This window comes from Tellurirhabdus rosea, from assembly GCF_026278345.1.
Classification (GTDB): Bacteria; Bacteroidota; Bacteroidia; order Cytophagales; family Spirosomataceae; genus Tellurirhabdus; species Tellurirhabdus rosea.
This window is the reverse complement of the sequence record NZ_CP111085.1, coordinates 1,924,295-1,946,400: the sequence shown is the minus strand read 5'-3', so window position 1 is coordinate 1,946,400 and position 22,106 is coordinate 1,924,295. Positions and strand designations below refer to the sequence as shown.

General features: G+C 58.0%; 16 protein-coding genes. 5 read left to right on the top strand and 11 right to left on the bottom strand.

What is annotated here, in order from left to right; genetic code table 11:
* Positions 1-361: 361 nt before the first annotated feature.
* Positions 362-835: a transcription elongation factor GreA gene (gene greA / locus ORG26_RS08115; protein ID WP_266368322.1), complete on the top strand. Its 474-nt coding sequence runs from the start codon at positions 362-364 to the stop codon at positions 833-835.
* Between the two features lie 106 nt (positions 836-941).
* Positions 942-1,334 carry an HIT family protein gene (locus ORG26_RS08110; protein ID WP_266368321.1) on the top strand — a complete coding sequence of 131 codons (393 nt, stop codon included), beginning with the start codon at positions 942-944 and terminating at the stop codon, positions 1,332-1,334.
* Between the two features lie 89 nt (positions 1,335-1,423).
* Here the strand turns inward: ORG26_RS08110 and ORG26_RS08105 are convergent, their stop codons facing one another.
* Positions 1,424-2,422: an NAD(P)H-dependent glycerol-3-phosphate dehydrogenase gene (locus ORG26_RS08105; protein ID WP_266368320.1), complete on the bottom strand. Its 999-nt coding sequence runs from the start codon at positions 2,420-2,422 to the stop codon at positions 1,424-1,426.
* A gap of 100 nt (positions 2,423-2,522) precedes the next feature.
* Complete coding sequence (locus ORG26_RS08100; protein ID WP_266368318.1) at positions 2,523-4,541, bottom strand: alpha/beta hydrolase domain-containing protein; 2,019 nt, start codon at positions 4,539-4,541, stop codon at positions 2,523-2,525.
* 117 nt (positions 4,542-4,658) lie between these two features.
* On the opposite strand from ORG26_RS08100, the gene ORG26_RS08095 reads away from it, so the two are divergent.
* Positions 4,659-5,156 (top strand): ankyrin repeat domain-containing protein, encoded by a 498-nt coding sequence (locus ORG26_RS08095; protein ID WP_266368316.1) that lies wholly within the window; start codon positions 4,659-4,661, stop codon positions 5,154-5,156.
* Between the two features lie 21 nt (positions 5,157-5,177).
* Here the strand turns inward: ORG26_RS08095 and ORG26_RS08090 are convergent, their stop codons facing one another.
* From ORG26_RS08090 to ORG26_RS08075, 4 genes are all read right to left on the bottom strand, one after another.
* The gene (locus tag ORG26_RS08090; RefSeq protein WP_266368314.1) at positions 5,178-5,975 is read right to left on the bottom strand and encodes a carbohydrate-binding family 9-like protein; all 798 of its coding nucleotides are present in this window, start codon (positions 5,973-5,975) and stop codon (positions 5,178-5,180) included.
* Between the two features lie 3 nt (positions 5,976-5,978).
* Positions 5,979-7,013 carry a Gfo/Idh/MocA family protein gene (locus ORG26_RS08085; RefSeq protein ID WP_266368313.1) on the bottom strand — a complete coding sequence of 345 codons (1,035 nt, stop codon included), beginning with the start codon at positions 7,011-7,013 and terminating at the stop codon, positions 5,979-5,981.
* 101 nt (positions 7,014-7,114) lie between these two features.
* Positions 7,115-8,530, bottom strand: coding sequence for an efflux RND transporter periplasmic adaptor subunit (locus tag ORG26_RS08080; RefSeq protein WP_266368311.1), 1,416 nt, complete (start codon positions 8,528-8,530; stop codon positions 7,115-7,117).
* An 84-nt stretch (positions 8,531-8,614) separates the two neighbouring features.
* Positions 8,615-10,087 carry a TolC family protein gene (locus ORG26_RS08075; RefSeq protein ID WP_266368310.1) on the bottom strand — a complete coding sequence of 491 codons (1,473 nt, stop codon included), beginning with the start codon at positions 10,085-10,087 and terminating at the stop codon, positions 8,615-8,617.
* A 75-nt stretch (positions 10,088-10,162) separates the two neighbouring features.
* On the opposite strand from ORG26_RS08075, the gene ORG26_RS08070 reads away from it, so the two are divergent.
* Positions 10,163-10,963 (top strand): aminotransferase class IV, encoded by an 801-nt coding sequence (locus ORG26_RS08070; protein WP_266368308.1) that lies wholly within the window; start codon positions 10,163-10,165, stop codon positions 10,961-10,963.
* A gap of 26 nt (positions 10,964-10,989) precedes the next feature.
* On the opposite strand, the gene ORG26_RS08065 is transcribed toward ORG26_RS08070, so the two are convergent.
* The 4 genes from ORG26_RS08065 to ORG26_RS08050 form a co-directional block, all read right to left on the bottom strand.
* Complete coding sequence (locus ORG26_RS08065) at positions 10,990-11,679, bottom strand: ABC transporter ATP-binding protein (protein WP_266368306.1); 690 nt, start codon at positions 11,677-11,679, stop codon at positions 10,990-10,992.
* Positions 11,680-11,709: 30 nt separating this feature from the next.
* Positions 11,710-14,079 (bottom strand): ABC transporter permease, encoded by a 2,370-nt coding sequence (locus ORG26_RS08060; protein ID WP_266368304.1) that lies wholly within the window; start codon positions 14,077-14,079, stop codon positions 11,710-11,712.
* 92 nt (positions 14,080-14,171) lie between these two features.
* Positions 14,172-16,577 (bottom strand): ABC transporter permease, encoded by a 2,406-nt coding sequence (locus ORG26_RS08055; protein WP_266368302.1) that lies wholly within the window; start codon positions 16,575-16,577, stop codon positions 14,172-14,174.
* Positions 16,578-16,823: 246 nt separating this feature from the next.
* On the bottom strand, positions 16,824-18,914 hold the full coding sequence (locus ORG26_RS08050) for a BatA domain-containing protein (protein WP_266368301.1): 2,091 nt from the start codon (positions 18,912-18,914) through the stop codon (positions 16,824-16,826).
* Between the two features lie 232 nt (positions 18,915-19,146).
* Between ORG26_RS08050 and ORG26_RS08045 the strand changes: the two genes are divergently transcribed.
* Entirely contained in the window at positions 19,147-20,391 is a 1,245-nt protein-coding gene (locus tag ORG26_RS08045) for a S8 family peptidase (protein WP_266368299.1), read from the top strand.
* Positions 20,392-20,447: 56 nt separating this feature from the next.
* On the opposite strand, the gene ORG26_RS08040 is transcribed toward ORG26_RS08045, so the two are convergent.
* On the bottom strand, positions 20,448-22,061 hold the full coding sequence (locus ORG26_RS08040) for an FAD-dependent oxidoreductase (RefSeq protein WP_266368298.1): 1,614 nt from the start codon (positions 22,059-22,061) through the stop codon (positions 20,448-20,450).
* Positions 22,062-22,106: the final 45 nt, after the last annotated feature.

The window sequence follows — 22,106 nt, the reverse complement described above, 5'->3', positions numbered from 1 at the left end:
TTTTCAGTTGTCTTACCTTAACACAAAATGCTGGTTTCGGCGAAGCAACGGAAAACAGAAAACGGAAAACAGCAAACAGTAAATGCGTTTGGTGCCGCTTGCTATAATCAGCCCCGTTGCGTTGCCGGATTTGCGGGGAATTGTTACTTTTGCTCACCCGAATCACACAATGAGCAAACGGCTTTTCCATACATTTCCGCTCACAGGGCCCTGACGCTTCGCTGCAAAGAAACCAATTTTTGTACGGAGAACGGTCGGTGCACCGTTCTTTTCTTTTTACAGGGTAGCTCTCCCTGGCGGGAACGTTTGGCGTTTCGGGAAGCAAAACTTTGAAGTACAGAATTTAAGCAATTAGACCAATATGGGAAAAATCTCGTATTACACGGAAGAAGGGCTCAACCGGCTGAAAGCTGAGCTGAATGACCTGAAAACTAAAGGACGGGCCGACATTGCCCGCCAGATTGCCGAGGCCCGCGACAAAGGTGACCTGAGCGAAAACGCCGAATACGACGCCGCTAAAGACGCGCAGGGCCTGCTGGAAATGAAAATCTCCAAGCTCGAAGAAATCGTTTCCAATGCCCGCCTCCTGGACGAGTCATCCATCGATACGTCCCAGGTCTCGGTGCTGTCGACGGTCAAGATCAAGAACCGGAAAAACGGCATGGAAGTGACCTATACGCTGGTGTCGGAAGAAGAAGCCGATCTGAAGCAGGGAAAAATCTCCGTCGGTTCGCCCATCGGCAAAGGACTGCTGGGTAAAAAAGTAGGCGACACCACCGAAATCCGCGTCCCCGCCGGCCTGCTGGAATTTGAAGTACTGGAAATCGGACGATAATCAATGAAGAATTAAAAGTTAAAAATTAAAAGTAAAGCGCTGCTGGCCACGCTCTCGCTGCATTTTGACTATTTTTAATTTTTAACTTTTAATTTTTAACTGCCTTATGGCTTCTATCTTCTCCCGCATCGTCAACGGCGAAATTCCGGCTCACAAGATTGCCGAAACCGATCAATACCTCGCTTTCCTGGACGTTTTCCCCTGCGCCAAAGGGCATACGCTGGTTATTCCGAAGCAGGAAATCGACTACCTGTTCGACCTTGACGATGAACTGTACACCGGGCTGATGCAGTTTGCCAAAAGCCTCGCCCCGGCCCTGAAAGCTGCCGTGCCCTGCAAGCGGATCGGCGTGGCCGTGATCGGTCTCGAAGTGCCGCACGCCCACGTTCACCTGATTCCGATGAACAGCATGTCGGACATGAATTTTAACAATAAGCTGAAAATGAGTCCGGAGGAGCTGGCCGAAACGGCCGAGGCCATCCGGTCGCACTTGTCTTGAACCGGGATTACGCAGATGGAAGGATTTACCCTGATATAATTAGGAAGACGAACCATCAAGGTAAATCCTTCCATCTGCGTAATCCAAGTTCAGGATAATTTTCCTTTTAGCGCATTGGCCTCGCTCACCGGCGAGGCTTTTTCGTACAGCACGTTGTACACCATGTCCGTAATCGGCATCACCACGCCGTATTTTCGGTTGACGGCATGGATACTTTTCACGGCATAGTAGCCTTCTGCGATCATTTTCATTTCGGTCTGCGCTGCCTGGATGGAGTAGCCGCGGCCAATCAGGCTGCCGAAGGTCCGGTTGCGGCTGAACGGCGAATAGGCCGTTACGAGCAAATCGCCGAGGTAGGCTGAGCCGCTCAGGTCGCGGTGCTTGGGATAAATAGCGTCTACAAAGCGCCTGATCTCCTGCATGGCGTTCGAGACCAGCACGGCCTGGAAGTTGTCGCCGTAACCCAGTCCATGCGTGATGCCGCAGGCCAGAGCGATAATGTTCTTCATGACGGAGCAGTATTCGACCCCGTAAATGTCGTCGATGGGGGAGGCCATCACGAAGCGGCAGCTCAGAAGTTCGGCAACCCGGGCGGCGCACTCGATGTCCTGCCCGGCGATGGTCAGGTACGACTGTTTCTCCAGCGCCACCTCCTCGGCATGGCACGGCCCCGCGATAACGGCCAGATTCCTCGCCGGAACGCCGAATTTCTGTTCCATCCAGTCGGTCACGAGGCAGTTATCGCCCGGAATCATGCCTTTAATGGCCGAAATAACGCATTTGCCGGTAAAACTGTCGGCTTGCAGACCTTGCAGGGCATCGCTCACAAACGCCGCCGGAACGGCCAGAATCACGTATTCGCTGTCGCGCAGGGCGTCTTTTATTCGGGTGCAAACCCGGACTTTGCGCGGACTGATCTGCACGTCGCTGAGATAGCTCGGATTATGGTGATATTTCTTGATGTGGTCGGCGTCGGTTTTGCTGCGCATCCACCAGCGGATGTGCGCGTTACCTTCGGAAAGCATTTTAATGATTGCCGTGGCCCAGCTGCCACCGCCGACAACGGTAATTCGTGCGGGTTGATTCATAAAGGTGTACCAACGGACTTCAGCCCGTTTTGCCCCGCGAAATAGCAAAAATTTTCGCTCAAAGCCGCGGCGGGCCAGTCGCCAGTCGGGTCCTAACGGTCTACTCCATATGCCAGGCCCAGTGCTGCTCTGCCCGCTTCCGAAGGGCCGGAAGGTCCTGCGGCAGCAGGTAACCGCCGCTGACGAGCGTTTGGGCCGCTTTTTCCACCTGACGTACGTAATCTTCCTGGTTTTTGTACCGTGCGGAAATTGGGCGTCGCGGGTCGTTCGCGGCTTTTTGGTCGGCTTCGGTTTTGGCAAAAGGGAAATAGGAGCCGAAAAAATCGACCAGCTGGTCGGGGGCGCCGGTGGCGGGGTTCCGCGGATTCCAGCCGGTGTAGGTGCCCAGGGGAACGGCAATTTCCGGCATCCGCAGGCCGTCCTGTTCGTTGCCATCGGCGTCCACCTGCGGCACTTTTGCCACGTAGGGCCTGCCCACTTTCGGCGGCTGAAAGCTGATGATTTTCTTCGCCGCGTAGTCCGGACCGTACTCCACGCGGTATGTCTGCCGCATGCTCGTCGGGTGCTTCACGCCCGGAATAGCCGGAAATTTTACGCTTTCGGCGGCCACCAGCGTTCCCTTGTCGATGCGCGGATAACGGCTGGCGGGGGGATTCGCGCCGGTCGTTATCCAGTTGTTCAGCGCCAGAAGCAACGCCCGCATCCCGTAGCGAAGGTCGTTGGGCGTCGGCTGGTGCGTCAGGGCAGGGTTGGTCACCCGCGCTTTTTTGTCCGGCAGATTGGGCGTCGGAAAGTGCTGGCTTCCGGCGAAGAAATAAATCCGTACAGGGTCGGGAAGCGCCGCGTCCCGGCTGCCATCGGGCGACGTATGCAGCAGCGAGGCCACCCGGCCATAATACTCGTAAGAAGTGTAGGTATGGAACAGCTTCGGCTCGACCCCTTCCGCCCGGGCACGCTTCAGCAAACCGTCCGTTTTGCCGGTTTCCGCGTCTGTTTGGTCATTATCGGTAAAAGGAAAGACGTCCACCGGAAAAAACAGCGTGTAGAACGGCGTACCGTCGCGGGAAGGCTCGGCAAAGCGGTGGTTAAAGGTGCCCATCCCGGCCCCGCCGACGTGGTTGTTGACCCCGTCGAAGACTTTTCGGCCCTGCTCGTCGGCATTAAAGCCTTCGTAGAGAAAATGCCGAAGAAACCGTCCCGACTGCGAAATGCCGAAGCCGATGGCCCGGGCTACCTTCGGGTCGGAGGTTTCGTATTTCAGATACGACACAAAATCCCGGACGGCGGCCAGCCCTAATCCCGCCACGACCGGATTGGCCACGCGCCAGACAACTTCGTAAAGTTTGCCCGGTTCGTAGCCCGACTTGAGGTAAACGGAGGTCGGGTCGGGTTTCACCGTGCCGGCCTCCAGTTGACCAAAACCCCATTCACTGCGCGGAATCACGGTGCGTTCCCCCAGCACAGAAGACCGGACGGTCATGACGTTGTCGGGGCTGTCGGGTTCGGCGACGGGCTGCGCTTTCTGGCCGCGGTGGCCCAGCGAGGTGAAAAACGTCCGTTCGGTCACGTTGAAGTCGGTGCGGGCCAGCCCGGTGATCGTCTTTCCGGCGTCGGTGGCAACGGGGGCCAGGAGCTTCAGATTGAATTCTGCGTCGGGCACGTCGTACTGCCAGCCGATCCAGACCAGCGTAAAGCCCTGCTGCATCAGAAAACCGTCGCCAAAGTCGGCTTCGGCTTCCGGATTGCGGAAACCGGCGGCCCTATTGAAAAAGGAAACCATGCCTTTTCCGCCCCGGTTTGAGATTTCGACCAGCGCCGTGCCGTTGCCCCGCCCGGTGGAAACGGGCCTCAGCAGGTACACATCCGACGAAAATTCGACTTCTCCATTGGCGTTGCGGGGAGCTTTGTCGAGGTCGGCGATCAGGCGGTTGTGGTTGTTTTCGGGCTTTACGGCAAAATACACCTTCCCGATCAGTCGTTCGTAAGGCCCGGCCGCTCCGAACGCTTTGCCGTTGAGGACGGGCGTTCGCGACTGAATGTCCACGCGGATGACGCGGGCGTTGGTTGTCAGGATACTACAGAAAAAAGGGAGGGTCCAGAGCAGGAAGCGGATGAGCATAAAAAGCGGATTTGTGGTAAAATTACAGCTTGGCCGGGAATTTCCTGTTTTAGTGTCCCAACACTCCCGGCTGATTCGGGTTATTCGGAATAAGCAGTCTTCAACTTCAACCTCCGTATGGAATTTTCCTCGATCAGCCCGGAAGCCCTTTTTTTTGATGCCGCCCGCAAAGGTGATACCGCTTACGTACAGCAATGCCTCCAGCAGGGAATGTCCGTCAACGTACAGGATGCCCGGGGCTTTACGCCGCTCATCATCGCCGCCTACGACGGTCACCTCGAAACAGCCAGGGCCCTGCTTTCGGCCGGAGCGGTCGTGAACCACCAGGATTTTGCCGGGAACACGGCCCTGATGGGGGTCTGCTTCAAAGGGTATCCGGAGATTGCGCAGCTGCTGATCGACCAGGGGGCCGACCTGAATATCCAGAACGGCAGCGGCGGCACGGCCCTGATGTTTGCCACCATGTTCGGCCGCCATGAACTGGTCAAGGTGATGCTGAAGGCCGGTGCCGACACCACCATCCGGGACGCCAGAGGCCAGACGGCGCTGGAAATGGCCGCCAGGATTGGCAACGACGAAGCGTATCGGCTGATTTCGGAGCACCTCGCGGTATGACAGGCCCGGCTACTGGGATGTTCAGGACGTGAACACAACTTCGGTCCACCGCTCCGGCAGGTGCGTGTCGTAAATGCCGTGCGGACTGAGCACCATCGCCGGATGCGGCTGCACCTCTTTTCCGGAAACGACCAGCTTCTGAAATCGGCCCAGGAACATCCGCCAGCGGTCTCCCGGCTGCGGCGGCAGCGACCGTCCGTTGGCCAGATGCGTCAGACTCGCCCAGGGAATCCCGATTTCAAGCGTCCAGCCGAGGTCGATGTCGCGGTTGTCATTGAGCGTTCCGTCGATTTGGACGGCGGTTTGCAGACCCGGCAGGTCGTAGTTCAGAAAAGCCCAGCGGAGGCCACGCGGATGCGTTCCGTACCAGAACGAAGCGCCGCTGCGGTCATAATCGCCGCCGAAGGTGACGGCCTGCGGGTGAAAAACGTCGAACTCCGGCACATCGAAGCGGCCGCCGCGCTGGTAGGCGTCTTTCCAGATGAAAAAGACTTCGTAGACGGTATTTCGGGCGTTTACTTCCAGTTCGTAATAGCAGTCGCCGCCGTCGATAAACAGTTCGAGGTCGTTTTCGAGAAAGATAATCGAATCCCGCTCGGTCTGATGCGCTTCCACAAATGGCTCTTCGGCCCGGAAGGCGACGTACAGATGGGTTTGGTTCCAGAGAATGGCCGACTGGGTGTTGTACAGGCCGGGCGCGCCCGTGACCATATCCACAAACCGGGGACTCCAGGCCGCCTGCTGCCAGACGGGCTTGTCCAAATCCCCGTTTATCGGCAGACTTTCGTCAATTTTCCGGGCAGAATAAGGCTGTTTCATACGTCAGGTTGCCTGATAGGTTCCGGCGGATTGGTAAATTGACTCTACCACCTGCATCAGTCGCGCGCCCTGTTCGCCGGTGCAGACGTTGGAAGGCTTGCCGTCGCAGGCATCCAGAAAAGCGGCGGTGTTTTTCAACTGGATATCCACATTTTCCAGAAAGGGAAAGTGAATGTCGGCCAGTTCTCCGGCCACCTCGGTATGCAGCACAAACGGAAAAAGCACGCCGCCGCCCTGGGTGCCGAAGATTTCCAGATTCCGGTCGATGTTGGCTCCGGTGTTGAGCGCAAACGAGGAGGAAAGCATCACGGAGCCCCTGTCGGCGTATTGAAGATAGGCCATTGCGGCATCCTCCACCTCAAAAGTTTCGGGATTCCAGCCGCCCATCAGGCCCTTGCCACCCGCCCGGCCAATGTGGTCGAAGGTGTTGCCCAGCACGGCGGTAGGCAGGTCATAATCCAGCGCCAGCAGGGCCAGATCGAGTACGTGTACGCCTAAATCCATCAGTGCTCCGCCGCCCTGCATGTCTTTGCTGGTGAAATAGCCCCAGCCCGGAATGCCCCGTCGCCGTAGAAAACGGGCTTTAATGTGGTAAATTTCGCCGAGGCGGCCTTCCGACCGGCATCGTTCGAACAACTGCCATTCGGACGTTTGCCGAAGCTGGAAATTATAGCCGAGGGCCAGCCCTTTCCGGTCGGCCAGTTCGGCCATCTCGCGGGCTTGTCCGGCGGTAATGGCCGGTGGCTTTTCGCAAAAAACATGACAGCCGTTCTCCAGCGCCTGCATCGCGAAAGGAAAGTGGAGCTTGTTGGGCGTGCAGATGACGACGACGTTCGGCTGGCACTCCCGAAACAGGGCGTCGGCCTGGTCGAAGGCGTGCGGGATACCGTGGCTATCGGCCAGGGTGCGGGCTTTGGCGGCATCCCGGCTGACGACCGCCACCACCTCGACGCGGTCGGACAGGGCTTTGAGGGCCGGAATGTGGTTTTTGTCGGCGATGCTGCCGCCGCCGATAATGGCGGCTCGGTAGGTGGGCATAGGTCGTGCGGGCCTGCGGTTGGTTGGTATCCAACAAAGCAAAACCCCGGACGATTCTCACCGCCCGGGGCTTTGTCAATAGCTGGTTGAGGCGGGTTAGCCTATTCCTCTTCCTTCTTTTCTTTCTTCTCCTTGTTCGGGTCCCGTTTGACGATCACATCGCCGTTTTTGAGCCGCTTCGAAACGGCCACGAACGGCCCGGAGATGATCTGGTCGCCTTCTTTCAGGCCCGATTTGATTTCGATGTTTTCGAAATCGCTGATACCGGTCTTCACTTCTCGCTGCACCGCTTTTCCGGCCTGGTTCACAAAGACGATTTCCTTGATCTCGTCTTTTTTGGCCGGATTGGCCTTGGCCGCTTCGTCCTTTTTGTCGTCCTCGTCGTCTTCCGCGTTCGGGTCGCGGTTCATGGCTTCCTGAGCGGCCCCGCGAGTTGTGACGGCGGCGATGGGAATGGCCATAACACCAGTTTTCTTGTCCGTAATGACCTCGACGGAAGCGGTCATACCGGGCTTGAGCGGGTAGCTTTTGCGGCCCTTCTGGGCGATCAGGTCCCGGAACGAACTGTTCAGAACCTTGATGCGAACTTCAAATTCGGTTACGGCGTCGGTCGAGGCAGCGGCGGCGGCGCCGGATGCGCTCGTGAGGCCGTTGGCCGTGTTGGCAATTTCGGTCACCAGACCTTTGAACTTACGGCCGGTGGTGGTGTAGGCGTCCACGTCGATTTCGACCGAGTCGCCGAGGTTGACGCGCACGATGTCGTTTTCGTTGACATTCACCCGAACCTCCATGTTGTTGAGGTTGGCAATCCGCATGATTTCTGTACCGGCCATCTGCGAGGTACCGACCACGCGTTCGCCCAGTTCTACGTTCAGTTTGGAAACGGTGCCGCTGACGGGGGCGTAGATGGTCGTTTTCCGGAGGTTTTCGTTGGCGTCGCGCAGACCGGCTTCGGCTCCCTGCACGTTGAACTGAGCGGCCCTTACGTTGGCCTGGGCCGACTCTACGTCCTGCCGGGCTACGTTGTAATTGGCCTCAATCTGTTCAAAATCAGCGGTGGAGATAACCTTGTCGGCCAGCAGTTTTTTCTGGCGGTCGTAATCCGCTTTGGCCCGGATAAGACGGGCTTCGGCCTGGGCCACGACGGCTTTCGACTGTTCGTACTGGGCCCGGCTCGAATTGACCGTGGCCCGGGCGCGGGCCAGCAGCGACTCGTAGTTGTCGGGGCGGATTTTAACCAGCAGCTGGCCCTGTTTCACGGAATCGCCTTCCGCAACGTAGAGGCCGATGATTTCTCCCGAAACGTCCGGGCTGATTTTTACTTCTACTTCGGGCTGCACACGTCCGGAGGCGCTGACGCGTTCGACGATGTCCAGACGTTTTACGGCGGTAAAATCAACTTCGGTAGGTTTGGTTTGTCCGATCAGGCCGGTCTGTTTGGCAGCTACCAGACCACCGATCAGCAGGACGACCACGCCGCCCAGAATCCACCAGATTCGATTTGACTTCTTTTTCATGACAAAATAGTGAATAGCGAATAGTGAATAGTGAATGGTGAATGAGAGGGCAACGCTATTCGCTATTCGCTATTCACAAATCCACTATTGGAAACTTAGGGGTTTATTCTGATAAAAGTCTAAAATCTTTGTCCGGAAAATATAATCGTACTTCGCCTGTACCAGATTGGCCCGGGCGCGGTCGAGGTTATTTTTGGCAATGTTGTAATCGACCGTGTTGATGGCTCCGGCGTTCAGTCGGCTTTCGGCGGCCCGGAAGGCCAGTTCCAGCGACTGCACCTGCACCTGGGTGGCTTTGAAGCGGTTGTTGGCCGCTACCATGTTGGTGTACGCCTGTTCGATATTCTGCCGGAGCGTCAATCGGACGTTGTCTGCCGCAATTTCGGAAGTTTTCTGAGTAATGGTAGCGCTCGTGATTCTATTTCTGCCCTGCAAACGGTTAAAGATAGGAATTTGCAGATTCAGCGACACCGAACGGTTCAGGTTATTGCGCAGCTGTTCGCCGTAGCCGTAATCTTCATAGCGGAAGGTCGGTTGTTCGATAAAGACCTCCTGCGGAATTCCCTGGATGAAGATGGTCTGGCCGACCCGCTCCGTACCGTTTTCAAATTGCTTCTGGGCACCCACACTGGAATACAGCGTGTTGACGGCACCACTCAGGGACAGGACCGGCATCAGAGCGGCCTTGGCAACGTTGACGCCCAGGGCATCACTTTTCACCCGGAGTTCGGCCGCCCGGACTTCGGGCATATTCTGCTGGGCTATCTCATAAATCTGCTGCACCGAGGCGCTGTAGGGTTCCAGCGTGGGGTCGGGCAGGTCGAAGCGCTCCACGTCAAACGTGCTGGTGTTGCCCAGACCCGACACGTTCATGGTCTGCAGCAGGGCCAGTTTGGCCAGATCAACGTTGTTGAGGGCGTTCACAACGGCCAGTTCGTCGTTGGCCAGCTGCGCCCGGATGTCGTACAGATTGGCCTCCGGTAAGGTCCCGGCGTTGACCAGTCGCTGCGTCCGATCCACCTGCGTCCGGCTCGTTTCTACCTGCCGCCGGGCAATGTCGAGCTGTTCGGTATTGGTAAGAACGTTCAGGTAGTTCTGCACCACGGTCAGCGCTACGTTATTCTGGGTGGCCCGCAGGCTTTGTTCGCTTGATTGCAGAAACAGGTCGTTCTGTTTGATCGTGTTTTGCAGCGCAAAGCCGTTGAACAGGGTGGCGTTGGCCGAAAGCTGGTAGTTGTTTGAGCTGATCGAACGCGTAACGAACGAGTTACTGAAGGGATTGATCGTCCGGCCCGAGCTTAAATTCTGGTTGGCAAAGCCGGTAACTGACGGATAGCGGTTGAACTTGGCCTGCCGCAGTTGCAGATCGGCTCCCTGAACGTCGAGTTGCCCCTGCTTAATGGTCAGGTTGTTCTGCAATGCCACATCGATACACTGCCGCAGGGAGTAGCGCGTTGCGGCCGGAGCCTGGACCGTCGTTTGTGCAAACGCAACATTTACGGTCAGCAGCGCCGCTACCAGCCCTTTTCCCAGATGTGTCCGTAAATGATTGGTCATAATTGTGTTCGCCTTCATTTTGTGTTTAATGTTACGCAGTATCTTGCAGTTCTGGCACTAATTTTTGGATAAACGGTGAATATTCAAACCAGCGCGGTTTTTAACGGGGATGTCATCCCGCAGAATGGGGGGCTTTTCACCGCCGACAACCGGGTGTTTCAGTACGGCGACGGCCTGTTTGAAACGATCCGGTACGAAAAGGGACAGTTGTGGTTCTTTTCCGATCATGTTGAGCGCCTTCGGGCTGGCATGATGGCCTTAAAAATGCTTCCAAATCCTGTTTTTACCAAACAGGAGCTACAAATACAGGTCCTCGACCTGATTGCCCGCAACCAGCTGTCGGCCGAGCCGGTCCGGGTGAAAATTCAGGTCTGGCGCCGTCCCGGTGGGCTTTATACGCCCGCTACCAACGAGGTCGATTACCTGATTACCGTCAAACCCGGCCAGCCGTTTGCCGTTACCGAAAAAACAAACCTGGGCATTTATCCGGATTTCCGGCTGTCGCCCTCGCCGGTTTCGGCCTACAAAACCTGCAACGCACTGCCCTACGTGCTGGCGGGACTTTACCGGCAGGAACACGGCTTTGACGACGTGATGCTGCTCGACACGCACGGGCACCTGGCCGAATGCATGGCCTCCAACCTGTTCTGGTTCGTCGGCGAAACGCTGTTCACCCCTTCGCTCGAAACGGGCTGTCTGGGCGGCGTTCTGCGGCGTCAGCTGCTCCGCCACTTCCCCGCGCAGGAAGGGCTCTTTTTTCCGGATACTCTGGAAAAAGCCGATTGCCTCTTTTGCGGCAATGTGGCCGGGATTCAGGTGTACCGGGGCCTGAACAGCCCGTGGGTGACGGGACTGGAGCGGATTTTCGCAGCTTGAATCCGTGTCAATCCGCTCCGGCCGCGTTATCCGCGGGTCGTTGCCGTTTCGGCCGGTTCCAGCCAGCCGTCCTTCAGATGCAGCACCCGGTTGCCGTAGGCGGCGTTGATGTCCGAGTGCGTCACCTGCACGATGGTGACGCCGTCTTCCTGGTTCAAGCGTTTGAACAGCTCCATGATTTCGCGGGCCTGGTCGGAGTGCAGGTTGCCGGTGGGTTCATCGGCGAAGATGACCCGTGGACTGGCCGCAACGGCGCGGGCGATCCCGACCAGCTGCTGCTGCCCGCCGGAAAGCTGGTTCGGAAACAGGTCTTTCTTGCCGACGATATTGAAGCGGTCGAGCAGGTCAGCCACGCGGCTTTTGCGCTCCGACGACGACATGCCTTTGTACAGCAGCGGCGTTTCGATGTTTTCGTACACCGTCAGTTCGTCGATGAGGTGGTACGCCTGGAAAACGAACCCGATGTGGTTGCGGTGCAGGTCCGTCCGCCGCTTTTCGGACAGCTTCTGCACGGGCTGTTCCAGAAACAGGTATTCGCCCTCCGACGGCTCTTCCAGCAGCCCGAGGATGTGCAGCAGCGTGGACTTGCCCGACCCGCTGGGGCCCATGATGCTGACGAACTCGCCCTGGCCGATTTCCAGACTTACATTGCGCAGCACATAGGTCTTGCCGAACCCGGCGGGATAGTACTTGGAGACGTTATTAAGTTGAATCATAATGCTTTATAGTTGATAAGGTAAGTAAGCTCATTCATTCCGCAAGCTGTCTGTCGGGTTGGCGATGGCCGCCCGGTAGGTTTGAAAACCGATGGTCAGGCCGCCGACGAGCAGCATGGCACCCAGACAAAGCCCCGGGACACCGATACCCACGCCCACGTTGTAGGCAAAGTTCATCAGGAACAGGCTCCCCGTCAGATACCCCAGCGGAATGGCGATGGCTCCCGCCATCAGGAGCAATTTGACAAAATCCCACGACAGCAGGAAGATGACCTGCCCCACGCCGGCTCCCATGACTTTGCGGATGCCCACTTCCTTCGTCCGCGTTTGGGTCGAGTAGGTGACGATTCCGAGCAGCCCGAGGGTCGCAATGGAAAAGGCCAGCGCCGCCAGCAGGCCCATAAATTCGAGGTCGTCCTGGTGGCTGTGGCGCTGGTAAAGGTAATCGTCGTACCATTGTCCGTCAAAGGATTGGTACGGAAACAGTTTCTTCCATACCTGTTGGATGTCTGCAACTGTCGTCGTTTCCCGGCCATCTGTTATCTGTATGTTCAGATACCGAAATTGAGCGGGCTGATAACGCATTACCAGCGGCTTTACGGACCAGGCAAAAGTGGTAAACCGGAAATCCTTCAGAACGCCCGAAATCTGAACCTCCGTGCTGTCGTTAAGCCAGAGCGTTTTTCCGACCGCCTCGCGGGCGTTGCCGAGCCGGAACACCCGGGCAGCTTCTTCGTTTATCAGTATTCTGTGCCCCGTTGAGTCCGATGAAGCGGCCGGTAAGCCTTCTCCCGCCAGCATCGTTAAGCCCAGCGTACGGACAAACGAATAATCGACCGACCACATAAAAGCCATCGCCGAATCTTTAGCGAAGCGTTCACGCCGTAACACCTGACTTTCGCCAAATGAACCGAACAGTTCGGAGGTAGCCGCAAGCTGTTCGACACCTGCCAGTTTGCTTAACTCTTGGGTGAGAGGTGTATAAGACCGCTGCGTTACCGGAATCGTGAGGATATTTTCTTTGCGAAAGCCGTAATCGCCCGTCGCCATGTACTCCTGCTGCCGGGCCATCACCAGAAGCGTAATCATGGCGACGAGCGAAATGGCAAATTGGGCGACAATCAGGGACTTGCGCAGGCTGATTCCCCGGATGACCCGTAGCCCCGTCCGGCTCCGGAGCACCTGCGCCGCCTCGAAGCCCGAAAGCACCCGCGCCGGAATGAGTCCCGCCAGCAGACCGGCCAGCAGACTAAAGCCGATGAACAGCAGCCAGAGCAGGCCGTCTTTTTCCACGCCTTCATTCAGCCATTGCTGCACAAAGGCCATGGGTTCTACCAGGGTGTAAAAGGCGTAGGCCACCACCAGCGAAATAAGGGAAAGCACCACCGATTCGGCCATAAACTGGCCCATTACCTGCCAGCGCAGCGCCCCGACCACCTTCCGGATGCCCACCTCCCGGGCGCGGCTCAGCGAACGGGCCAGCGTCAGATTGATGTAATTGAACGTCGCCAGCAGCAGCGTCAGCAGGCCGACGCCCATTTCGACCAGCAGCCCGCCCACCTGCTTTTCGTAGGTGCCAAAAGCCAGTTCCTGCCGGGCGGGCGAAATGGCCGTGAGGGGTTGCACACGCAGGCGGTAGCCCTTCTCCCCCTCGTCGAACCGCAGACCGCGGAGGGCGCGGGTGCCGATGGTCGGGAGGGCTTTTTCGAGGGCGTCAGGAGCCGCTTTCGGTTTCAGCAGGACGTAGGTGTAGCCGTTGTGGTAGTATTTCCAGTTTTGAAAGATAACGGCTTCGGCCGATTGGACGGGCGTTCGCAGGGAAAACAACAGGTCAAAGCGGAGGTGCGAGCGGGAAGGCATATCGGCCAGAACACCCGTCACGGTCATGGGTCCGAAATCCTTGTGCGTCAGAACCTGGCCCAGCGGGCTGGCCGTACCGAAGAAGCGCTCGGCCGTTTTCCGCGTCAGCACCACCGTGCCCGGCTCGGTGGCGGGGCGGCCTTTTTCGAGTGGATATCCAAAAACAGAGAAGAAACCGGGGTCCACGGCAAACGAAAGCACGTCAAGCTGTTTTTCGCCGAACGAAAACGCGCCGTAGGCTCGCACCACCCGGGCGGTTTCTTCCACAAACTCATAGTCTTTTTTCAGGGTCTCGGCCAGCGGCATCGGCGAGGTGGCATAGGGCCTCACGTCGTTGTTCCGGCCCGTTACATCGGTCAGGACCCGGTAAATGCGCTCCCGGTTGGGATGAAAGTTATCCACCTCAAACGTCCCCTTGATGTGGGTTATGGCCAGCAGACAGACCATCATGCCCGACGCCAGGCCGACCACGTTGATGACCGAAAACAGCTTGTGTTTCCAGAGGTTGCGAAGGGCGATTTTGAGGTAGTTGGATAGCATCGTTGTAGGGGGAAAGGGAGGAAGAGGAAAGGAGGAAGGGGAGGACGGGTAGATGAATCGCTTCCCTTTTCTCCTTTCTTCCCTTCCTCCTCTCACTCCGTTTTAAGACTTTTGACCGGATTCATCAGCGCTGCCCGGATGCTGTGGTAACTGACGGTCAGGAACGCAATCAGAACCGCCACCAGACCGGCCAGGGCAAATACAGCCCAGGGAGTCGGAATGCGGTAGGCGAAGTCCTGCAGCCACTTCTGCATGGCGTACCAGGCGAGCGGGGTGGCAATCAGGATAGCCAGAAAAACCAGCTTCAGGAAATCTTTGGACAGCAGGGCCACCAGTCCGCCGACCGACGCGCCCAGCACCTTCCGGATGCCGATTTCCTTGGTCCGCTGCTCGATGGTCATCAGCGCCACGGCAAACAGACCCATGCAGGAAAGCACCACGGTAATGATGGCCGCCGCCGTCAGGATGGTCGAAAGTTTCTGTTCCTTGCGATACCAGCGGTCCGTGTTCTCGTCCATGAACGACCCTTTGAATTCGGTCTGCGGAGCGATTTCTTTCCAGGCCGCCTTCACCATGTCCATCGAGCCCGCCACATTTTGCGGCTGTACCCGCACAAAGATGTAATTGATGGGATAGGTCTGGCTCATTTGAAGGGTAATTGCTGAGACATCTTCCCGAAGCGAATACAGGTTAAAGTCCGACACGACGCCCACAATCTGGTATTTCTGGCCCGCCGAATCGGGCTGGAGAAACTTCCCGACGGGGGTTTTCTCCCCGAGCTGCCGGGCAAATTTTTCGGTAATCATGACCGAGGAAACCGAGTCCTGGCTGTATTCCGGTGAGAAGTCTCGGCCCTGCAAAAGTTTAATATTCAAGGTCTTGAGGTAGTCGAAGTCAACCCGGAGCCAGTCGGTCGTCACGTCTTTTTTATTGTACTGAAAACCCATCCGGCTGCGGGACGAGCTGCCGTCCAGTCCGTAACCGATGTTGACGTTGGTGCCCGTAACGGCCACCACCCGGCTTTCGGAGCCGAGTCGCTGGCGCAGGCGCTGCAGGGCAACTTTGCCGTCCAGCTCGCCGCCGACGGGCACGCTGATGACCTGCTCCTGCGTCAGGCCCAGCGGCCGTTCGCGGAGGTAATTGATCTGCTGCAGCATGACGAGCGTGCAGCCAATGAGCAGACAGGCAATGGAAAACTGCGTTACGATCAGCGAATTACGGAGCATGCCGGGGCGCTTCATCGTGATTCGGCCCTTCAGCACCTGAACCGTGTTGAACCGGCTGATGATCCAGGACGGATACCCGCCCGCTACGAACGTCACCAGCAGGAAGCCCGCCACCGTAAGCCCCGCGGCCATCGGCGTCAGCAGTTGCATCAGGCTCAGCCGGGCGTTGAAAAGCTGGTTGAACTGCGGCATCACCACGTTGGCGAGCAGCACGCCCAATCCCAGCGCAACCAGACAGATCAGCACCGTTTCGCCCCAGATCTGCGTGAACAGCTGCCAGCGTTTGGCCCCCAGCGACTTCCGGACGCCCACCTCGCGGGCACGGGTCAGGGCGCGGGCGATGGTCAGGTTGATGAAGTTGATGCAGGCAATGACCAGAATGAAAATACCGATGGCGATGATGGTGTAAATCGCTTCCCGGCTGATGTCGTCGAAGTGGACTTCGTTGAGCGGCTGGAGCATCAGGCTGTAGTATTCGCCCATCTCGTTTTTGCCCCGGCCCTGACGAATCTGATAATCGATGACGTCCTTCATGTACTTCTGCATGAGGCCGGAAAAGCGTTTCTGCGTAGCCATCTGCTGGGCGTTGGCGGCCAGCTTGACGTAGACTTCGTGCGTCTGGTTGTCCCAGCGGTCCTTGTTGGCGCTGTAGTCCGGGACGTTTTCAATCCGGATAAAGGCGTCGTATTCGATGGTCGAGTTGCCGGGCGCATCGCTGATAACGGCGCTGACGACAAAATTCCGCCAGTCTCGGCCCGTCTTCACCTGCAGCGACTTTCCAACGGGGTTGATGCCCGCTCCGAAAACGTCCTTCGCCATGTTTTCGCTGATGACGATGCTGCTCAGGTCGGCCAGCGCCGTTTGGGTCTCGCCTTTGAGGAGCGGGAACGTGAAAATTTCGAGAAAATCCGCGTCGCAGGCGCGCACCTGTTTGTTGAATACCTTATCGCCGTAGCGAACGCCGCCCCCGCCCCAGATGATCCGGGTGGCTTTTTCCACCTCCGGATATTCAGCCTTCAGCGCAGGCACCAGCGGAAAGGGCATCGTTGGATTGGGGTCCGGCGAACCGTCCGGGTACAGCGAAAGGAAGTAAGTCCGGTAAATCCGGCCGGAATCTTTATGGAAACTGTCGAACGAAAGCTGAAATGCCGCGGCCAGAAACAGTAGGAGGCAGGTCCCGAACGCAACCGACAGCCCGACGATGTTGATCAGGCTCTGCGTCTTGTTTTTCCAGAGCGAACGAAAAGCAATCTTGAGGTAGTTCTTGAACATAACCGGTTGGCTTTGTGCCTTATGCTGTTCAAGCTATGTGCCAGTGTAACTATCTAGTTGATTGTCAGGAATTAAGTTTGGGGCTGAAAAAGGAAATGTCCGGTTGCGGACAACTTTTCGTACACAACCGGACAGCGATGGAGGCGTAGGTTTCTCGCAGATGCTCGCAGATTTCAAACGCAGATTCCCGCAGAAAAATCTGTAAAATCTGCGCTTAAAATCCGCGAACATCTGCGAGAAACTCCGCTACCCCCTCATAAACCGAATCACGCCGATTTCCGCCAGCAGAAAGCCCAGCGCGGCGAGGATGAAGTATTTCCACAGGTTGGTGCCGAGGTTCTGTTCGCGGATTTCGTCCACAAAATCACCGTCGCGGATGCTGTCGAAGACCTGCACGTTGGATTGTCCGGCAAAGGCGCGGCGCAGTTCGTCGGGCGTGTAGTAATCCATCGCCGATTCCCGGTTGCCGTGGTTGAGCGCCAGCAGCTTTTCTGTTTGCGCCGGCCCGACCGTGCTGTTTTTCTGTAATTCATAATACCCCGATTCCAGCTCCTGTCCGGCGCTGAGCTGGTTGCTTTTGGGCATTTCGAGCAACAACTGGTTGCCGTTCAGCCGCTGCACCGGAATCAGTTCCACGTCGCCGCGTTTGAGTTTGTAAACCGTGTTCGGCGTAGCGTCGTTGACGGTCATTTCAATGGTGTTTTCGTCAAAAGAGTACGCCATGCGCTGCGGCCGGGCGCTGAGCGCCGCTATCTGATACATCACCGGCACAAACAGGGCGTGCATCGGTAGCGTCCCGTAATCGGCCTGAAGCGGGCTGGCAAAGACATACACCTGCCCCGTACCTACCCGCGACTGGGTGAGCAGGGGAGTGCCGTTGCGGAGGCTGAGAAGGCGTTCGCCGACCGCCCGCCACTGCCAGACGGGCGTTGCATCGGGCAGATTGAGCAGTTCCTGCCGGTCGCTCTGTTCGAAAATATCCCGGAAAAACGGACTTTGCCGAGCCGGGGCCGCCAGCGGCTGGGGCGGAACCGGGGTGCTGCCGGGGGCCGCCGTTACCTGCAGACCGTTGATGCCCAGGCCGCCCAGAAAACCCGCCCAGGCCGCCGCGCTGGGAGCCGTTGCCGGGAAAATGGCCACACTGCCGCCCTGCCGGACAAAGCGCTGGAGGTCCGCCTGCAGGGTGCCGCCGATGGTCGGAATGCCTTCCAGCACCACCAGGTCCGCGCTCCGAAGCTGCCCGACATCCACGTTCTGGGCGCTGAAACTGCGGGTGATAAACAGGCTGTCGTTGCCGTACACATTTTCGATGTAACCCGGCCCGCTTTTCTGGTCGTACAGGTGCAGCACCCGGATCGCCGGCGAAGCCTGAAGGGTAAAGAAATATTCGTTATCGAACGTAATCGGGTAGTCTTCAAAGGCAATGCGTCCGCGGCGGAAGCCTTTCTGGGTCACGTTGAAATTCAGCACCGCCGTCGCCGCGCCCTGGCCGGGCAGCGACACTGCCGCGGTGGAGACCTGCGCCTGGTCGATAAAGAGCCGCAGCGGCAGGTTCCGGACCGATTCCGTGCCACTGTTGCGGACCCGTACATTCAGCGTGTTGTTCTGCAGTTCCCGGACAAACGGTGTGCTCAGCCAGACCGAATCCACGTACACATTGCGGGTCGGCCGGGCTTCCATCGGAACCAGAAAAACCCGCTGGGCCGTATCGATTTTCAGCCGCGACAGGTCGCCGACGGTGCTTTTCTGAAAGTCGGAAAACCAGAAAAACTGGCTGCCTCCGGCCGGGTTCTGGGTCGCCAGCAGGTTTTTCTGACGGCGATAAACCTCGGCAAGCGTCCGGGGCGTGTGGGCAAACCGGACGGTCGTAACGCGGTCGCGCAGGGCTTCGGCCGTGCTGACGGTCTGTTCCTGGGCGCTGAAATCGTTGGTAACCAGTTGCAGGGAGCTGGCGTTGCGGAAGAGGCCGAGCAGTTCGTCCAGCTTGCCGGTGGCGATGTCGAGGTAACGTTTTTCGTTTTCCTCGTTCTGCATCGAATAGGAATTATCCAGATAAAGGCTCGTAAAACCCTGCCGCGAGACGCCCAGTCGGCTTTTGCTGGGAATGAACGGCTGCGCAAACGCCAGCACCAGACAGGCGATTGCCAGACAGCGACACGCCAGAATCAGCAGGTGTTTCAGCCGCCTGAACGATTTGGTTTCGGTCTGTACCGTCTTCAGCAGGGCGACGTTGGTGAAAAACACCCGGCGCGTCCGGCGAAAGTTGAAAAGATGGATCGCTACCGGCACCGACAGCGCCAGCATGCCAAACAAAAAGGAGGGATAGAGGAAACTCATGATATAATAACGCAATTGACCTGAAAAATACAATGAATTTTCTGAAATTCTTATTCATCATAAGGATAGATACGGTAAGTTACGTTTAATAAAAACAGGGTATAAACGTTTGGCTGATAATGGGTTACGGCTTTGAATGAAGTTGACGGAAGTTTACATTTACTTCGGCGGCATTCGTTTGGCCGTTCTTTTTTTCTCTAGTCGTACTAATCACCTCTTAACGCTTTTATCCATGCCTTATCTTAACAGACATCTGCTTTTGCTGGGCGCCCTGACGGGCGTTCTGGCGGCCTGTCAACCCCAGGACGTTACTGCGCCCGGGGCCCCGAAAGCACACAGCGCCGCCCGCACGGACGCTTCCGAAACCCGTTATGTGGTTCTGTTCAAAGAAGATTTGCCGGAGATTGCCCGGTTGCTGCCCGAGGACGAGGAAGATTACGGTAAACGGGTCGATGTAATGCGCGCTTTTGTGAGCCAGCGACTGGGCGATCAGCTCGCTGACCGGGCCGCGCAGGTATACACCTTTGCGGCGCATGGATTTGCCGCCCCGCTGACCGAGGAGGAGCGCGAGGTGCTGCTGGCTTCGCCGCTGGTGGCCTCCGTGCTGCCCGACGAGGTGATTGCCCTCGAAGAAAAGCTGGAAGACAGCCAGCCGGTGCAGCCGATGAGTACCCAGATTACGCCCTGGGGTATTCGGCGGGTCGGCGGGTTTGTGATGATGGAAAATCCCAACCGCCGCGCCTGGGTTATCGACTCGGGGATCGATCTGGAGCACCCGGACCTGAACGTGGACGTCGCCAACGGCCGATCCTTCGTGTCCTATACGACCTCGTTCGACGATGATAATTTCCACGGAACCCACGTGGCTGGGACGATTGCCGCGAAAAACAACAGTTTCGGCGTGGTCGGTGTAGCGGCGGGTGCTCCGGTGGTGCCGATCAAGGCGTTCAACAGCGGCGGTGCGGGATTTACCTCCGATATTCTGGCGGCCGTGGATTATGTGGCCGTACGGGCCAGACCCGGCGACGTCGTGAACTGTAGTTTTGGCGGTTTTGGGACCAGAACCTACAACAGTGTCATCCTCAATGCCTCCGACCGGAAAGCCCTGCGGTTCGTGCTGTCGGCGGGCAACTCAAACCTGAATGCCGCGTTGTTTTCGCCCGCTATGCTCAACGGCCGGTACATCTACACCATCTCGGCCATCGACATTGCCGACCGGAAGGCCGGTTTCTCGAACTGGGGCAACCCGCCCATCGATTTTGCCGCTCCCGGCGTCAGCGTCTCTTCGACCATTCCCCTGAATCTGTTCACGCAGTTCGGTGGCTACGCTTCCACCAGCGGAACGTCGATGGCCGCCCCGCACGTGGCCGGATTGCTGCTGAGCGGAACCCAAATCGGGACGGATGGCTACATGATCAACGACGTGGACGGCTCGCCCGACCCCATCGCCCGGCGCATCCGCGTGCCGATCAAATAACCCGCGGAGGGTACTTAAAAGCCGGATGGGTGGTCGCCCTTCCGGCTTTTCTGTTTTTAGCTGGTCCGGTCCAGAATGGCCTGCGCCGCCCGGATGCCCTGATAAAAAGCTTCTTCAAAAATGGAAATGCCGCTGAGGTCGGAGTGGGCGAAAAAAAGCCGGTCGGCAACGGGCAAAACGGGCGGGCGTTGCAGAAAACCGGGCGTCGGAGCGACCATGCCGTGGCCCCAGATCCAGATGTCGGCCTCCGAAATGCGCGGGGTAATGCCGGGGTGGGCCGTTTCCAGTTCCGCCAGCACCGCCTGCAGCCAGTCCCCATACGTTGTCTGGTAGGCGCGACGGCGGGCCTCGTCGGGAGCCTCTTCCGTCAGCGGGCGGTAGTAAGTGATCACCTTCCGCTGCGTCTGGTGGAGGTGCTGGTGACTGGCCGTAATGTACCCGACCGAGCGGGTTCCGTACAGCACATTATCCCAGCAAAGCGGGGCGCCCCTGTCCTGCGGCAGTCCGTCGATGGTCAGATTGGCGATTAGCCAGGGGGCGTAGTGCAGGTCAGGCGGGGTATACGCCGGAAGATTCCGGAGCAGCGGGCGGTTCACAAACTGAGGGGTCGCCATGATGACGAAATCCGCCCGAATCCCGGCGGTTTTCTGCGTTTCGGTATCGTACGCCGATACCAGCACCTTTTTGCCGTCGAGCCGTACGTCAAAAGCCATCAGCTTGCTCCGTATCGCCGAGTCGGCCTGCTGGCGCAGCTGACTGACCAGAAACTGGTTGCCCTCCGGCCAGGTGAGCACGGCAGAGGCGTCGGCGTTGGCGGCCTGTCCTTTCCGGGCGGCAAAATAATGAATGCCCGCCCAGGCGGAAGTCTGCCCGGTTGTGGCGCCGTAATCGTCCCGGCAGCAATAGTCCAGATACCAGCGCAGATGCGGCGAAGTGAAACCGTGGCTATCCAGAAAATCCGCGAACGAAAGTCTGTCCAGTTCCCGAAACCGGGCATCGGCCGAAGAATGGACCAGCGGGATGGCGAAGGCGTCTTTCCCGTCCGCTCCCCGTGCCTGCCGGTAACCTTCCATCAGCCGGTCAAAGCGGAGAATCTGGGCTTTTTCGTCTTCGGAAAGGCCGGTTTCCGGAACCAGCCCTTCCTGCCAGAAGCCGTTGATAAACAGCCGCTCTTCCGGGTCGTGGCACAGGTGGTATTCGTTGTAAATGGGTTTTTGGTCCGGATCAAAGCCTGTGAGGCTTCCGCATTCTTCCAGAAACTGAAGCAGTTCCCGGTTGCGCAGGTCCAGAACGGGAAGGTAGTGCGCACCCCAGGGATGAGCGGCCGTGGGTGTTTCGTCGCCCCGGGAATTTCCGCCCACGGCCTCTTCGAGTTCAACCAGCAGCACATCCCGAACGCCCTGCCGGTGAAGCCAGCGCCGGGCCGACAACCCCGCGATTCCGCCGCCGATAATGAGGACATGCGTGTCTGAGAACCCGTCGGGCACAGGCAGGCGGGCGATGTTCCGGAGCAGGTGGCCGGCCGCGTGGCTGGGGCCTTTCAGGCCGCCCCGGATGTGGGCCGTCGCGGGCTGGCAGGAAGACAGTCCGGCCGGACCGGCCAGCAGCACCCCCGCGGCCAGTGCCGCCTGTTTAAGAAAAAAACGACGCGGTATCGGGGGAAATGCCATATCTGCGAGATATGGCATTTCCCCCGATACCAGGGACGGTTTGTC